14 protein-coding genes are annotated in these 13,959 nt (G+C 60.2%); 13 read left to right on the plus strand and 1 reads right to left on the minus strand.

The features are described from left to right. Nucleotides 1–82: 82 nt before the first annotated feature. The 6 genes from tilS to ispD all read left to right on the plus strand — a co-directional run bounded on the left by tilS (nucleotide 83) and on the right by ispD (nucleotide 6,759). Nucleotides 83–1,402: a tRNA lysidine(34) synthetase TilS gene (gene tilS, locus A7D21_RS15165; RefSeq protein WP_069552037.1), complete on the plus strand. Its 1,320-nt coding sequence runs from the start codon at nucleotides 83–85 to the stop codon at nucleotides 1,400–1,402. Between the two features lie 273 nt (nucleotides 1,403–1,675). Next, nucleotides 1,676–3,307: a CTP synthase gene (locus A7D21_RS15170; protein WP_053254749.1), complete on the plus strand. Its 1,632-nt coding sequence runs from the start codon at nucleotides 1,676–1,678 to the stop codon at nucleotides 3,305–3,307. 5 nt (nucleotides 3,308–3,312) lie between these two features. After that, nucleotides 3,313–4,158: a 3-deoxy-8-phosphooctulonate synthase gene (gene kdsA / locus A7D21_RS15175; RefSeq protein WP_010212442.1), complete on the plus strand. Its 846-nt coding sequence runs from the start codon at nucleotides 3,313–3,315 to the stop codon at nucleotides 4,156–4,158. A 157-nt stretch (nucleotides 4,159–4,315) separates the two neighbouring features. Continuing rightward, on the plus strand, nucleotides 4,316–5,605 hold the full coding sequence (eno, locus tag A7D21_RS15180) for a phosphopyruvate hydratase (protein ID WP_053254750.1): 1,290 nt from the start codon (nucleotides 4,316–4,318) through the stop codon (nucleotides 5,603–5,605). A gap of 171 nt (nucleotides 5,606–5,776) precedes the next feature. Beyond that, nucleotides 5,777–6,055, plus strand: coding sequence for a cell division protein FtsB (gene ftsB / locus A7D21_RS15185; RefSeq protein WP_053254751.1), 279 nt, complete (start codon nucleotides 5,777–5,779; stop codon nucleotides 6,053–6,055). After that, entirely contained in the window at nucleotides 6,052–6,759 is a 708-nt protein-coding gene (ispD, locus tag A7D21_RS15190) for a 2-C-methyl-D-erythritol 4-phosphate cytidylyltransferase (protein ID WP_053254752.1), read from the plus strand. The genes ftsB and ispD overlap by 4 nt, the downstream gene beginning before the upstream one ends. Nucleotides 6,760–6,870: 111 nt before the next feature. Here ispD and A7D21_RS15195 read toward each other — a convergent pair whose 3' ends face one another. Further along, nucleotides 6,871–7,767, minus strand: coding sequence for a LysR substrate-binding domain-containing protein (locus A7D21_RS15195; protein WP_053254753.1), 897 nt, complete (start codon nucleotides 7,765–7,767; stop codon nucleotides 6,871–6,873). Nucleotides 7,768–7,876: 109 nt separating this feature from the next. On the opposite strand from A7D21_RS15195, the gene A7D21_RS15200 reads away from it, so the two are divergent. From A7D21_RS15200 to A7D21_RS15230, 7 genes are all read left to right on the plus strand, one after another. After that, nucleotides 7,877–8,989: an S-(hydroxymethyl)glutathione dehydrogenase/class III alcohol dehydrogenase gene (locus A7D21_RS15200; protein ID WP_025855143.1), complete on the plus strand. Its 1,113-nt coding sequence runs from the start codon at nucleotides 7,877–7,879 to the stop codon at nucleotides 8,987–8,989. 8 nt (nucleotides 8,990–8,997) lie between these two features. Beyond that, on the plus strand, nucleotides 8,998–9,843 hold the full coding sequence (gene fghA / locus A7D21_RS15205; protein WP_053254754.1) for an S-formylglutathione hydrolase: 846 nt from the start codon (nucleotides 8,998–9,000) through the stop codon (nucleotides 9,841–9,843). 54 nt (nucleotides 9,844–9,897) lie between these two features. Beyond that, nucleotides 9,898–10,371 carry a 2-C-methyl-D-erythritol 2,4-cyclodiphosphate synthase gene (gene ispF / locus A7D21_RS15210; protein WP_053254755.1) on the plus strand — a complete coding sequence of 158 codons (474 nt, stop codon included), beginning with the start codon at nucleotides 9,898–9,900 and terminating at the stop codon, nucleotides 10,369–10,371. Continuing rightward, nucleotides 10,368–11,426: a tRNA pseudouridine(13) synthase TruD gene (truD, locus tag A7D21_RS15215; RefSeq protein ID WP_069552038.1), complete on the plus strand. Its 1,059-nt coding sequence runs from the start codon at nucleotides 10,368–10,370 to the stop codon at nucleotides 11,424–11,426. The genes ispF and truD overlap by 4 nt, the downstream gene beginning before the upstream one ends. Then, complete coding sequence (gene surE, locus A7D21_RS15220; RefSeq protein WP_069552039.1) at nucleotides 11,414–12,163, plus strand: 5'/3'-nucleotidase SurE; 750 nt, start codon at nucleotides 11,414–11,416, stop codon at nucleotides 12,161–12,163. The genes truD and surE overlap by 13 nt, the downstream gene beginning before the upstream one ends. 41 nt (nucleotides 12,164–12,204) lie before the next feature. Further along, nucleotides 12,205–12,840, plus strand: a complete 636-nt coding sequence (locus A7D21_RS15225) for a protein-L-isoaspartate(D-aspartate) O-methyltransferase (RefSeq protein ID WP_169850588.1) — start codon at nucleotides 12,205–12,207, stop codon at nucleotides 12,838–12,840. 209 nt (nucleotides 12,841–13,049) lie between these two features. Then, a complete protein-coding gene (locus A7D21_RS15230) occupies nucleotides 13,050–13,886 on the plus strand; it encodes a peptidoglycan DD-metalloendopeptidase family protein (RefSeq protein WP_069552040.1) in 837 nt (278 codons plus the stop codon). The last annotated feature ends 73 nt before the right edge of the window (nucleotides 13,887–13,959 follow it).

The following is a 13,959-nucleotide window of genomic DNA, read 5'->3' on the forward strand; positions in this document are numbered from 1 at the left end:
CCGCCTTCGCGAGCAAGCCCGCTCCCACATTTGCTGTGTGTATGCTTGGCTGCCGTATTCCAGTTCTGCGCCGGTATTTTTGATGAGCCCTACCTTACCCGCCAAACTCCTGCAAAACCTTGCGCCCTGGCGCAACGCCCCGGCCTGGCATATCGCATTCTCCGGTGGGCTTGATTCAACCGTCCTGCTGCACCTCCTCGCCTCCCTGGCAAACACCGAAACCCTGCCGCCTCTCAGCGCCATCCATATCCACCATGGCCTGCAAGCTGCCGCCGATGCCTGGCCAAGTCATTGCCAAGCCGTATGTGACGAGCTGGGCGTGCCCTTGCGGGTGGCGCATGTGCACGTTCAGTCGGGTGCCAGCCTTGAGCGGGCGGCGCGTGATGCGCGCTACCGGGCGTTTGCCGAGGTGACCGGGGCAGGGCAGGTGATGCTCACCGGCCAGCATCGTGATGACCAAGCCGAAACCCTGCTGTTTCGCCTGTTGCGCGGGGCGGGCGTGCGCGGGTTGGCGGCAATGCCCGTGCATCGCCCGTTGGCGGATGGACACTTGGTGCGACCATTGCTGGATGCCTCGCGTGCTGAGTTGGAGGCCTACGCCCAGCAACACCAGTTGACGTGGATCCAAGACCCTTCCAACGCCGATTCGCGGTTTTCCCGCAATTACCTGCGCCATCGTGTCGTCCCGGTGCTGGCGGAGCGTTGGCCTCAAGCTGTCGCAAGCCTGGCCCGCACTGCCGAACACCTCAGCGAAGCCCAGGGTCTGTTGGACGAATTGGCATTGATGGACCTGCGAGCCGCCGACCAACCCTCGGCATTTCCCTGGTTGTGCTTGCCGTCGTTGGCCCTTGCGCCGTTACGCGAGCTTTCCGATGCCCGTCAGCGCAATGCCCTGCGCCATTGGCTCAACCCTCTTACTCGGTTACCCGACAGCGACCACTGGGCCAGTTGGTATTCCCTGCGTGATGCCAAGGCCGACGCGCAACCGCAGTGGGGCCTGGCCGACGGCCAGGTGCACCGTTGTGGCGAGCGCATTTGGTGGCTGCCTTCCACTTGGTCGGAATTTTCCGACGCGTCAGTGAGCTGGTCGCAGCCGCAAAACCCTCTAGAGTTACCCGGCAATGGCCAGCTGAGATTTGTCGGCAAGGCCCCCGCAGGGCCATTGGTGATCCGTTACCGCCAGGGCGGCGAAATCATTGACGTGCCGGGCCGAGGCCGGCGTGACCTGAAGCGTTTGCTTAACGAATGTGGGCTGCCTGGCTTCATGCGTGGCAGATTGCCGCTGCTCTATCAGGGTGAACAATTGCTGGCTGTCCCCAGCCTTGCGGGGTTAGGGGTGACATCGCCGGGCGACTGGCAATTACATTGGATGCCACAGACGTGCGATCAAGGTTTGAGCTGATAGAGCCTTTCCGGTAGACTACGCTCCCTTCTTGATACAACTTCTGTGGATTCGACTGAATTGCAGGAGTTGCCGATTACCAAGCAGTCTTTGCTGGGCGATTCCAAAAAATGTGTAGCGATCAACGTACCGGTGTTTCATTGCTGGTCTGTCACAACGCGGCGGTTTTTTTGAAAGGTGCACTGTGATTAATGCAGGTGATCGGGGGCTTCGGCCTTCCTTCGCTTTCCCCGGCGGCTCGGACCGCTTTAACGCAGACTTCTAGGGTTTTTCATGACGCGCTACATATTCGTCACGGGCGGTGTTGTTTCTTCATTGGGGAAAGGCATTGCCTCCGCTTCATTGGCGGCCATCCTGGAGGCGCGGGGACTTAAGGTCACCATGCTCAAGCTGGACCCGTACATCAACGTTGACCCGGGCACCATGAGCCCGTTCCAGCACGGTGAAGTGTTCGTCACACACGACGGCGCCGAGACCGACCTGGACCTGGGCCACTACGAGCGGTTCATCCGCACGACCATGACCCAGAACAACAACTTCACCACCGGCCGTGTCTACGAGCACGTGCTGCGCAAGGAGCGCCGTGGTGACTACCTGGGTGCAACCATCCAGGTGATCCCGCACATCACCGACGAAATCAAGCGCCGCATCATCAAGGGTGCAGGCGATGCCGACGTGGCGATGGTCGAGATCGGTGGCACCGTAGGTGACATCGAATCCCAGCCGTTCCTCGAAGCCATCCGCCAGTTGCGTTTCGAAGTCGGCGCCAAGCGCGCGATGCTGATGCACCTGACACTGGTGCCGTACATCGCTACCGCGGGCGAAACCAAAACCAAGCCAACCCAGCACTCGGTCAAGGAACTGCGTTCCATCGGCCTGCAGCCGGACGTGCTGGTGTGCCGCTCCGATCACCCGATCGACATTTCCTCGCGTCGCAAGATCGCGCAGTTCACCAACGTTGAAGAGCGTGCGGTGATTGCCCTGGAAGACGCCGACACCATCTACAAGATCCCGGGCATCCTGCATTCGCAGGGCCTGGATGATTTTGTGGTCGAGCGTTTCGGCCTGCAGTGCAACGGTGCGGACCTGTCCGAGTGGGAAGCCGTGGTTGATGCCAAGCTCAACCCTGAGCACGAAGTCACCATTGCCATGGTCGGCAAGTACATGGAACTGCTGGACGCGTACAAGTCGCTGATCGAAGCGATGAGCCACGCCGGTATCAGCAACCGTACCAAGGTCAACCTGCGCTACATCGATTCCGAAGACATCGAGAACCAGGGCACCGCACTGCTCGAAGGCGTTGACGCGATCCTCGTTCCCGGCGGTTTCGGCCTGCGTGGCGTGGAAGGCAAGATCACCGCTGTGCAGTACGCTCGTGAAAACAAGGTGCCGTACCTGGGCATCTGCCTGGGCATGCAAGTGGCCGTTATCGAATTCGCTCGCAACGTGCTGGGCTGGAAAGACGCCAACTCCACCGAGTTCGATCACGCCAGCGGCCACCCGGTCGTTGGCCTGATCACCGAGTGGGAAGATGCCACCGGCGCCGTTGAGACCCGTACCGAAAGCTCCGACCTGGGCGGCACCATGCGCCTTGGTGCGCAAGACTGCCTGCTGGAGCCGGGCTCGCTGGTCCACGATTGCTACGGCAAGGATGTGATCGTCGAGCGTCACCGTCACCGCTACGAAGTGAACAACAACCTGCTGCCGCAGATCAAAGAAGCCGGCCTGAAGATCTCCGGTCGCTCCGGTGATGGCAAGCTGGTTGAAGTGGTCGAGGCGCCGGATCATCCGTGGTTCGTGGCGTGCCAGTTCCACCCTGAGTTCACCTCGACCCCGCGCGACGGTCACCCGTTGTTCACCGGTTTCGTTAAAGCAGCACTGACGCAACATCAGAAGAAGGCGTGAACCTGATGGCCCAGAAGATCATTCGCGTAGGCGACATCGAGATTGCCAACGACAAGCCCATGGTGCTGTTCGGCGGCATGAACGTGCTGGAAAGCCGCGACATGGCGATGCAGGTCTGTGAAGAGTACGTCAAGGTCACCGAGAAACTCGGTATCCCCTACGTGTTCAAGGCCAGCTTCGACAAGGCCAACCGTTCGTCCGTGACCTCCTATCGCGGCCCAGGCCTTGAAGAAGGCATGCGGATCTTCCAGGACATCAAGCAAGCCTTCGGCGTGCCGATCATCACCGACGTCCACGAGCCTGAACAGGCTGCCGTGGTCGCCGAGGTGTGCGACATCATCCAGCTGCCGGCCTTCCTGTCGCGCCAGACCGACCTCGTGGTCGCCATGGCCAAGACCGGCGCTGTGATCAACATCAAGAAAGCCCAGTTCCTCGCGCCTCAGGAAATGAAACATATCCTGAACAAGTGCGTGGAAGCGGGTAACGACCAGTTGATCCTCTGCGAGCGCGGTTCGAGCTTCGGCTACAACAACCTCGTGGTGGATATGCTCGGTTTCGGCATCATGAAACAGTTCGAGTACCCGGTGTTTTTCGACGTGACCCACGCGCTGCAAATGCCCGGTGGTCGTGCCGATTCCGCTGGCGGGCGGCGTGCCCAGGTACTGGACCTGGCCAAGGCCGGCATCAGCCAGTCTTTGGCGGGCCTGTTCCTGGAAGCCCACCCGGACCCGGACAACGCCAAATGCGACGGTCCGTGCGCCCTGCGCCTGGACAAGCTGGAGCCATTCCTGGCCCAGCTCAAGCAGTTGGACGAACTGGTCAAGAGTTTTCCGACGGTAGAGACCGCGTAAGCGGCATTTCTCCGGTAGACTTTCCCTCGCTTTACGCTCAGGCCTGCGGGCCTGAGCCTTGTCGCCTGCAAGCCTGCCCCGTTGTTCCACCCTTGCGGTCGGTCAAAAGATTTCCTTCAGCTGCGTCGTTTTCGTCAACTTTGGAGTGTTTACAACAATGGCAAAAATCGTCGACATCAAAGGTCGTGAAGTTCTCGACTCCCGTGGCAACCCCACCGTCGAAGCCGACGTGCTTCTCGATAACGGCATCATCGGCAGCGCCTGCGCGCCGTCCGGTGCTTCTACCGGTTCGCGCGAAGCGCTGGAACTGCGTGATGGCGACAAGAGCCGTTACCTGGGCAAAGGTGTACTCAAGGCTGTAGCCAACATCAACGGCCCGATCCGTGACCTGTTGCTGGGCAAGGACCCGCTGGACCAGAAAGCCCTGGACCACGCGATGATCAAGCTCGACGGCACTGAAAACAAAGGCAGCCTGGGCGCCAACGCCATCCTCGCCGTGTCCCTGGCCGCTGCCAAGGCCGCCGCCCAGGACCAGGACCTGCCGCTGTACGCCCACATCGCCAACCTGAACGGCACGCCGGGTGTGTACTCGATGCCGGTGCCGATGATGAACATCATCAACGGCGGCGAGCACGCTGATAACAACGTCGACATCCAGGAATTCATGGTACAGCCGGTTGGCGCCAAGACCTTCTCCGAAGGCCTACGCATGGGCACCGAGATTTTCCATCACCTCAAAGCTGTGTTGAAGGCCCGTGGCCTGAGCACCGCGGTGGGTGACGAGGGTGGTTTCGCCCCGAACCTGGCGTCCAACGAAGATGCACTGAAAGTGATCTCCGAAGCCGTGGCCAACGCGGGCTACAAGCTGGGCACCGACGTGACCCTGGCTCTGGACTGCGCCGCCAGCGAGTTCTACGAGGACGGTAAATACAACCTGTCCGGCGAAGGCCACGTGTTCACCTCCGAAGGTTTTGCTGACTACCTCAAAGGCCTGACCGAGCGCTACCCGATCATCTCGATCGAAGATGGCCTGGACGAGTCCGACTGGGCGGGCTGGAAAGTCCTCACCGACAAGATCGGCGAGAAAATCCAACTGGTCGGCGACGACCTGTTCGTGACCAACACCAAGATCCTCAAAGAAGGCATCGACAAGCAGATCGCCAACTCGATCCTGATCAAGTTCAACCAGATCGGCACCCTGACCGAAACCCTGGAAGCCATCCAGATGGCCAAGGCCGCGGGCTACACCGCCGTGATCTCGCACCGCTCCGGCGAAACCGAAGATTCGACCATTGCCGACCTGGCGGTGGGCACTTCGGCCGGCCAGATCAAGACCGGCTCCCTGTGCCGTTCCGACCGCGTGTCCAAGTACAACCAATTGCTGCGTATCGAAGAGCAACTGGCAGGTAAAGCCAAATACAACGGTCGCAGCGAGTTTCGCGGCTGAGTGTTAAATGGTAAAAAGTCGACGGGTTGAGTCGGAAATAACACGACAGTGTGAATTTCGACGCTAATCTGAGGGCTATCAAGCACAAGCCTGGTTCATCCAGGCTTCGTGCTATCAGTTGCTTCAAAAGTTTTGCATGGCTGTCTTTTTTTACTGGATACCCGGATTTCGATGCGCAGTCCCAATTGGTTGTTCCTCGTCTTGCTCTTATTGCTGGCTGGCCTGCAGTACCGCCTATGGGTCGGTAATGGCAGCTTTGCGCAGGTGAAAGAGCTGACTCAGCAAATTGCCGACCAGCACGCCGAAAACGAAATCCTGCTGGAGCGCAATCGCGTCCTCGATGCCGAAGTGCTTGAGCTGAAAAAAGGGATGGAGACCGTTGAAGAACGGGCTCGTCATGAGTTGGGCATGGTCAAGGAGGGCGAAACCCTCTACCAGTTGGCCCAATGAACCCGTCGTTACCGGCCTTCTGGGCCGTGATTCCTGCCGCGGGCGTTGGTGCCCGTATGGCCGCGGACCGTCCCAAGCAGTACTTGCAACTGGGCGGGCGCACTATTCTCGAACACAGCCTCGGCTGTTTTCTCGATCATCCTGGCCTCAAGGGGCTGGTGGTCAGTCTTGCTGTAGATGACCCCTATTGGCCAAGCCTGTCGTGTGCCAGCGACCCTCGCATTGTGCGTGCGGACGGCGGCGACGAGCGCTCGGGTTCAGTACTCAATGCGTTGCTGCAACTCAATGCGCTTGGCGCCAGCGATGACGACTGGGTGCTGGTGCACGACGCCGCGCGCCCTAACCTGAGCCGTGATGACCTCGACACGTTGTTGGCGGAACTCGCCGATGATCCGGTCGGCGGCTTGCTCGCCGTGCCGGCGCGCGACACCCTCAAGCGTATCGACAAGCACGGCCGTGTGGTGGAAACCGTCGATCGCAGCCTGATCTGGCAGGCGTATACGCCGCAGATGTTCCGCCTGGGTGCCTTGCATCGCGCCCTGGCCGACAGCCTGGTGGCAGACGCAGTGATCACCGACGAAGCCTCGGCCATGGAATGGTCGGGCCAGGCGCCGCGCCTGATCGAAGGGCGCGCGGACAATATCAAGGTCACCCGCCCGGAAGATCTGGAATGGCTCCGGCTGCGGTGGGCAAACCGCAGATAGTCAGTGACACCGTGTCGACTTCATCGCAGGCAAGCCAGCTCCCACAGTTGAAATGCAATTCTCTGTGGGAGTCGGGCTTGCCCGCGATGAGGCCCGAACAGTCGCCCTAAATTACGCGCTGTACTCCGGCCGTTCAGCCAACCCCTCCTTCAAAAAATCCACCAGCTTCCTGACCTTCGGCGACAAATGCCGTTGCTGCGGATACAGCGCCCACACCGCCGTATTCGGTGGCTGATGCGCCTCCAGCAGCGACACCAGCGCGCCACTGTGCAAATGCTCCAGCACGTAATAATCCGGCAGTTGGCACAACCCCACCCCTTGCAGCGCTGCATCCAATACCGCTTGCCCACTGTTGCAACGCCAGTTTCCCTGCACCCGTTGGGAAAATTCCCGCCCATCCTGCGCCAGTTGCCAAATGTCCGAGCTGCCGATCAGGCAGTTATGCCGACTTAATTCCGACAAACTATGTGGCCGACCGTACCGAGCCAAGTAGGACGGCGACGCGCACAGGTACATGCGTCGAGGGGCCAGGCGACTGGCAACCATGCGCGAGTCTTGCAGGCGGCCCAGCCGGATCGCCAGGTCCAGGCCTTCATGCACCAGGTCCAACTGGCGATTGCTCAGCTCGATGTCCACGCGCAATTGCGGATACAGCCCCATGAATCGCGTGACCAGCGGCACGATAAAGCGCTCGCCGTACGCCACCGCACAGGTCATGCGCAACATGCCCTTGGGTTCGCTGGTGAGGTCGCCCACCGCGCGTAAGGCTTCTTCACGACCATCTTGTAAGCGCTGGCAATGTTGCAGGAAGGTCTGGCCGGCTTCGGTCAGCGTTACCTTGCGCGTACTTCGATACAGCAAGCGGGTTTGCAACCGCTCTTCCAAGCGCGCTACCTGCCGGCTGATATGCGATGAAGACACGCCCAGCCGTTCGGCCGCCGCGGTGAATTGGCTGCATTCAGCCACGGCGACAAACTCATCGATGCCTTCCCAGCGGTTTTCCAACATGTTGATTGTCCCTGTACAGCAATAAAGTTTTGCTTTTGCCCGGATTATTAATCAGTCGGCCATGTTTTACACTCACTGCCTCAGTTTTTAACTCCCTGGAGAAACACGGATGATCAAGTCCCGCGCTGCCGTAGCCTTCGAAGCGAAAAAGCCCCTTGAGATTGTTGAAGTGGATGTCGCCATGCCCAAGGCTGGCGAGGTGCTGTTGCGGGTGGTCGCGTCCGGCGTGTGCCATACCGACGCCTACACCTTGTCGGGCGCCGACCCGGAAGGCATTTTCCCGTCGATCCTTGGCCATGAAGGCGGTGCGGTGGTTGAAGCGATCGGTGAGGGCGTGACCTCGGTTGCTGTCGGTGACCACGTGATCCCGCTGTACACCCCGGAATGTGGCAAGTGCAAATTCTGCCTGTCGGGCAAGACCAACCTGTGCCAGGCCATCCGCTCCACCCAAGGCAAAGGCCTGATGCCCGATGGCACCACGCGCTTCTCCTACAAGGGGCAGCCGATTTTCCACTACATGGGCACCTCGACCTTCTCCGAGTACACCGTGTTGCCGGAAATCTCCGTGGCCAAGATTCCTAAAGAAGCGCCGCTGGAAAAGGTCTGCCTGCTGGGTTGCGGCGTCACCACCGGCATCGGTGCCGTGATCAACACGGCCAAGGTCAAGCCTGGCGACACCGTGGCGATCTTCGGTCTGGGCGGCATCGGCCTGTCGGCAGTGATCGGCGCGGTCAAAGCCAAGGCCGGCCGCATCATCGCCATTGACATCAACCCGGCCAAGTTCGAAATTGCCAAGCAACTGGGCGCCACCGACTGCATCAACCCGAAAGACTACGACCGCCCAATTCAGGACGTAATTGTCGACTTGACCGACGGCGGCGTGGACTTTTCCTTCGAGTGCATCGGCAATGTGCAACTGATGCGCGCCGCGCTCGAGTGCTGCCACAAAGGCTGGGGCGAGTCGGTGATCATCGGTGTTGCCGGCGCCGGCCAGGAAATCGCCACTCGCCCATTCCAGCTGGTGACCGGTCGCGTCTGGCGCGGTTCGGCGTTCGGCGGCGTGCGCGGTCGTACTGAATTGCCAAGCTACGTGGAAATGGCCCAGACCGGCGAGATCCCGCTGGACACGTTCATCACCCACACCATGGGCCTGGAAGACATCAACAAAGCGTTTGATCTGATGCATGAAGGCAAGAGCATTCGTACCGTCATCCACTTCTGAGGTCGGCCATGAGTCTGGAAAACCTGTCGTGCCAGAAGAGCTTCGGCGGCTGGCATAAACGCTACAAGCATCATTCCGATGTGCTCGGTTGCGATATGACGTTTGCCGTCTACCTGCCGCCGCAAGCAGAGCAGGGTGGCACGTTACCGGTGCTGTACTGGCTGTCCGGGTTGACCTGCACCGACGAGAACTTCATGCAGAAGGCCGGCGCCCATCGGATGGCCGCCGAACTGGGGTTGATCATCGTCGCACCGGACACCAGCCCGCGCGGGCCAGGTGTGCCGGACGATCCGGATAACGCTTGGGATTTCGGCCTGGGGGCGGGTTTCTACCTGAATGCCACCCAGGAACCTTGGGCCAAGCACTATCGGATGCATGACTACGTGGTGCAGGAATTGCCGGCGTTGGTTGAAGCGCATTTCCCCGCGTCGGATAAGCGCGGCATCAGCGGCCATTCCATGGGCGGTCATGGTGCGTTGGTGTGTGCCTTGCGCAACCCAGGTCGTTACCAATCGGTGTCGGCATTTTCGCCGATCAACAACCCGATGGACTGCCCGTGGGGCCAGAAAGCCTTTTCCCGTTATTTGGGCGAAGAACGCTCCAAATGGCGTGAATGGGATGCCTGCGTGCTGATCAGCGAAGCCTCGGAAAAGCTGCCTCTGTTGGTCGATCAGGGGGATCGCGATGATTTCCTGGCCGTGCAACTCAAGCCTGAAGCGTTGCAGCAGGCGGCCAAGGCGGCCAACCATCCACTCGAACTGCGCCTGCAGCCGGGTTATGACCACAGCTACTTCTTCATCGCCAGCTTCATCGAAGACCATTTGCGACACCATGGTCGTGCTTTGCTCGGTTAATGTGAGGCAAAAGTAGGTAGAATCACGCCCTGAATTAAATCGGGGCGTTTTTTTATGCGTATTGGCCACGGCTACGATGTGCACCGTTTCGCTGAAGGCGATTTCATCACCCTGGGCGGCGTGCGCATTGCACACCACCATGGGTTGCTGGCTCATTCCGACGGCGACGTAGTGCTGCATGCCTTGAGCGATGCTTTGCTCGGCGCGGCCGCGTTGGGCGATATCGGCAAGCACTTTCCGGACACCGACCCTTCTTTCAAGGGCGCGGACAGCCGTGTGTTGCTGCGCCATGTGGTTGGCCTGATCCACGCCAAGGGCTGGAAAGTCGGCAACGTCGATAACACCATCGTGGCCCAGGCGCCGAAAATGGCCCCGCACATCGAATCGATGCGCGCGCTGATTGCCATGGACCTGCAAATTGAATTGGATCAAGTGAACGTGAAAGCCACTACCACCGAAAAGCTCGGGTTTACCGGTCGTGAAGAGGGCATTGCGGTGCACTCCGTCGCCTTGTTGCTGCGCGCATGAACGACCTGGAACTGTTGGGCCCGCGGGCCTACGGCGAGGCGCTGGGCAGCGCAGTCCTGAAGGCTACGGCGGAAGATTTCCAGGTCGACGAAGTGCTCGATATCCCGCTGACCGGCGACGGTGAGCACCTGTGGCTGTGGGTCGAAAAGCGTGGCCTGAATACCGAAGAAGCTGCACGGCGAATCGCCAAGGCTGCTGGCGTGCCCTTGCGCACCGTCAGCTATGCCGGCCTCAAGGATCGCCAGGCGTTGACCCGCCAGTGGTTCAGCGTGCAACTGCCAGGCAAGGCCGACCCGGACATGAGCGGTGCGGAAAACGACACCCTCAAGATCCTTAAAATCGCCCGCCACAAACGCAAGCTGCAACGCGGTGCGCATTCGGCCAACGGCTTTACCCTGCGCCTCACCCAACTGGCCGGCGACACCGCCGCGATCGACGCGCGTTTGCAACTGATTGCCCAGCATGGCATTCCTAATTATTTCGGTACCCAGCGGTTTGGCCACAACGGTGGCAACGTGGTGGACGCGCGTGCGTGGGCAGCGCGCAAGGCGTTGCCTGAGCAGCGCAATGTGCGTTCGCGGTTGCTGTCCACCGCGCGTAGCTTTCTGTTTAACAAAGTGTTGGCAGCACGCGTCGCTGACGGCTCCTGGCAGCGTGCCCAGGTCGGCGATTTGCTCGCGTTTACCGACAGCCGCAGTTTTTTTCCGGCGGGGGAGGCTGAATGCAGCGACCCGCGCCTGGCAATTCTGGACCTGCACCCGACTGGGCCGCAGTGGGGCGAGGGTGATTCGCCGGCGAGCGGTGCAACACATGCGCTGGAACAGGCGGTTGCCGCCAGTGAAGCCGACCTGCGCGAATGGCTGGTGAATGCCGGCATGAGCCAGGAACGTCGCATTCTTCGACTGCCCATTGGCGGGTTGACGTGGCATTATCCCGGTCCTGACATTCTGCAATTGGAATTCGTCCTGCCGGCCGGATGCTTCGCCACTGTGTTGGTGCGCGAGCTTGTTGATCTGGTGCCGGTGGGGCCGACGGACAACCCATGCGTATTCTGATATCAAACGATGACGGTGCCACCGCACCCGGTCTTGCCGCGCTTTATGCAGCGCTGGAAGATTACGCCGAGTGCGTGGTGGTTGCCCCGGACCAGGACAAGAGCGGCGCCAGCAGTTCGCTGACGCTCGACCGTCCGTTGCACCCGCACGTTCTGGCTAATGGCTTTATCAGTGTGAACGGCACTCCGACCGATTGCGTGCACCTGGCAATCAACAGTTTGTTGGAGCAGGAGCCTGACCTGGTGGTCTCGGGTATCAACCTCGGCGCCAACCTGGGCGACGACGTGTTGTATTCCGGCACCGTGGCGGCGGCCCTTGAGGGGCGATTCCTGGGCCGTACCTCGTTCGCATTTTCGTTTGCTTCACGGCAACTGGATAACCTGGCGACGGCGGCGTACTTCGCGCGCAAGCTGGTGGAAGCCCACGGCTCCCTGGACTTGCCGCCGCGTACGGTACTCAACGTCAATATTCCCAATTTGCCCCTCGACCATATTCGCGGCATCCAGCTGACGCGCCTGGGCCATCGCGCCCGGGCGGCGGCGCCATTGAAAGTGGTCGACCCGCGTGGCAAGGAAGGCTATTGGATCGCCGCAGCGGGCGACGCCGAGGACGGTGGGCCGGGCACGGACTTTCATGCGGTGATGCAAGGTTATGTTTCGATTACCCCGTTGCAGCTTGATCGCACCTTCAGTGATGCCTTCAGTAGTCTGGATGGCTGGCTCGAGGGGCTGCGTTGATGGCGCGTGAACAAGACGACCTGTTGCGTCGTGGCATCGGGATGACCTCCCAGCGTACCCGCGAGCGTTTGATCCAGCGCCTGTATGAAGAAGGCCTGTCCAACGCCCAGGTGCTGGAAGTTATCCGGCGCACGCCGCGGCACCTGTTTGTCGATGAGGCCCTGGCCCATCGCGCCTATGAAGACACCGCATTGCCGATTGGCCACAACCAGACCATCTCACAGCCGTATATGGTCGCGCGCATGAGCGAACTGCTGTTGGCGGCCGGGCCGTTGGACAAGGTGCTGGAGATCGGCACCGGTTCGGGTTACCAGACTGCCGTGCTGTCGCAACTGGTGGAGCGGGTGTTCTCGGTGGAGCGCATCAAGGTCCTGCAGGATCGCGCCAAGGAGCGCCTGGTGGAGCTCAACCTGCGCAACGTGGTGTTCCGTTGGGGCGATGGTTGGGAAGGCTGGCCTGCGCTGGCGCCCTATAACGGCATTATCGTCACGGCTGTTGCGACCGACGTGCCGCAAGCGTTGCTCGATCAACTGGCGCCTGGCGGGCGGTTGGTGATCCCGGTGGGCTCCGGCGAAGTGCAACAATTGATGCTCATTATCCGAGAGGACGAAGGCTTTTCCCGGCATGTGCTGGGCGCTGTGCGCTTCGTGCCGTTGCTCAATGGCCCGCTGGCCTGATCATTTATTCGCAAACAGTGAATTCTGTGGGTGGGGATGTGTCTTACAGCCGGGCTTATAGAGTCAACGTGATTGGAAACCGTGATTAAACATGATGAATTTTTCGTTTCAGTCGTGTGCCGGTAAAACACCAATGCCCAGTTATACTTGCGTCATATTTCAAGCCTGATACAGGCGTTCATGTTCAGCCACCACAAAGGGAGCGGCGGGTGAGTCTCACAGGTCTTGCGCAGCGTATGAGTAAAACAAGCTTTCAGCGACTGGTGCTTGGCCTTGTCTTGAGTTCCTTGTTGGTGGGTTGCTCAAGCTCCCCATCCAGCGGTGCGCGGGTTGTCGACCGAAACAGCGCCGCGCCGCAAAAGCCGACGGTCACCACCGGGCAATATGTAGTGCGAAAGGGGGACACGATGTTCTCGATCGCCTTCCGTTATGGGTGGGATTACAAGGCACTCGCAGCGCGTAACAATATTCCTGTGCCCTATACGATCCATCCCGGGCAAACCATCCGCTTCGATGGCCGCACGGGCTCAACCCCTACGGCAGTTGTGACAAATTCCGGATCTTCGCCGTCGTCCTCGAGCAGAAGGACCGTCATCACCCGACCTGCAGGCACCGCCACGTCTACGGTTGCGAGCAAGCCGGCACCCGCGCCGTTGCCGCCTGCCGGGCCGGCTCCGACCGGCTGGGGATGGCCTTCAAACGGTGTATTGATTGGAAAATTCTCTTCAAACGGTAGTTTGAATAAAGGCATTGATATCGCCGGGGATTTGGGACAGCCTGTTTTAGCTGCGTCTGATGGGACAGTGGTTTACGCCGGGAGTGGTTTACGGGGCTACGGCGAGCTGGTCATCATCAAACACAGCGATACCTACGTCAGTGCTTACGGCCACAACCGTAGGCTGTTGGTTCGGGAGGGGCAGCAGGTCAAAGTCGGACAGACAATTGCCGAAATGGGGTCAACTGGTACAGACCGGGTGAAACTGCACTTTGAGATTCGCCGCCAAGGGAAACCTGTAGATCCGCTGCAATTCCTACCCCGTCGTTGATGTGTTGCACAGCCTGTTCCCTCACGTAGAAGGAACAGGCTCCAGCGTTGCCAAGGATATAGGCGTCGCTTGA

The sequence above is a fragment of the Pseudomonas sp. AP19 genome (assembly GCF_001728855.1).
In the GTDB taxonomy this organism is placed as follows: domain Bacteria; phylum Pseudomonadota; class Gammaproteobacteria; order Pseudomonadales; family Pseudomonadaceae; genus Aquipseudomonas; species Aquipseudomonas fluorescens.

Coding starts and splice junctions, on each gene's coding strand:
- surE (WP_069552039.1), top strand. CDS start 11,414: ATGCGTATTCTGATATCAAACGATGACGGTGCCACCGCACCCGGTCTT.
- ispF (WP_053254755.1), top strand. CDS start 9,898: ATGCGTATTGGCCACGGCTACGATGTGCACCGTTTCGCTGAAGGCGAT.
- truD (WP_069552038.1), top strand. CDS start 10,368: ATGAACGACCTGGAACTGTTGGGCCCGCGGGCCTACGGCGAGGCGCTG.
- kdsA (WP_010212442.1), top strand. CDS start 3,313: ATGGCCCAGAAGATCATTCGCGTAGGCGACATCGAGATTGCCAACGAC.
- ispD (WP_053254752.1), top strand. CDS start 6,052: ATGAACCCGTCGTTACCGGCCTTCTGGGCCGTGATTCCTGCCGCGGGC.
- A7D21_RS15200 (WP_025855143.1), top strand. CDS start 7,877: ATGATCAAGTCCCGCGCTGCCGTAGCCTTCGAAGCGAAAAAGCCCCTT.
- fghA (WP_053254754.1), top strand. CDS start 8,998: ATGAGTCTGGAAAACCTGTCGTGCCAGAAGAGCTTCGGCGGCTGGCAT.
- ftsB (WP_053254751.1), top strand. CDS start 5,777: ATGCGCAGTCCCAATTGGTTGTTCCTCGTCTTGCTCTTATTGCTGGCT.
- A7D21_RS15170 (WP_053254749.1), top strand. CDS start 1,676: ATGACGCGCTACATATTCGTCACGGGCGGTGTTGTTTCTTCATTGGGG.
- A7D21_RS15225 (WP_169850588.1), top strand. CDS start 12,205: ATGACCTCCCAGCGTACCCGCGAGCGTTTGATCCAGCGCCTGTATGAA.
- eno (WP_053254750.1), top strand. CDS start 4,316: ATGGCAAAAATCGTCGACATCAAAGGTCGTGAAGTTCTCGACTCCCGT.
- A7D21_RS15195 (WP_053254753.1), bottom strand. CDS start 7,767: ATGTTGGAAAACCGCTGGGAAGGCATCGATGAGTTTGTCGCCGTGGCT.
- tilS (WP_069552037.1), top strand. CDS start 83: ATGAGCCCTACCTTACCCGCCAAACTCCTGCAAAACCTTGCGCCCTGG.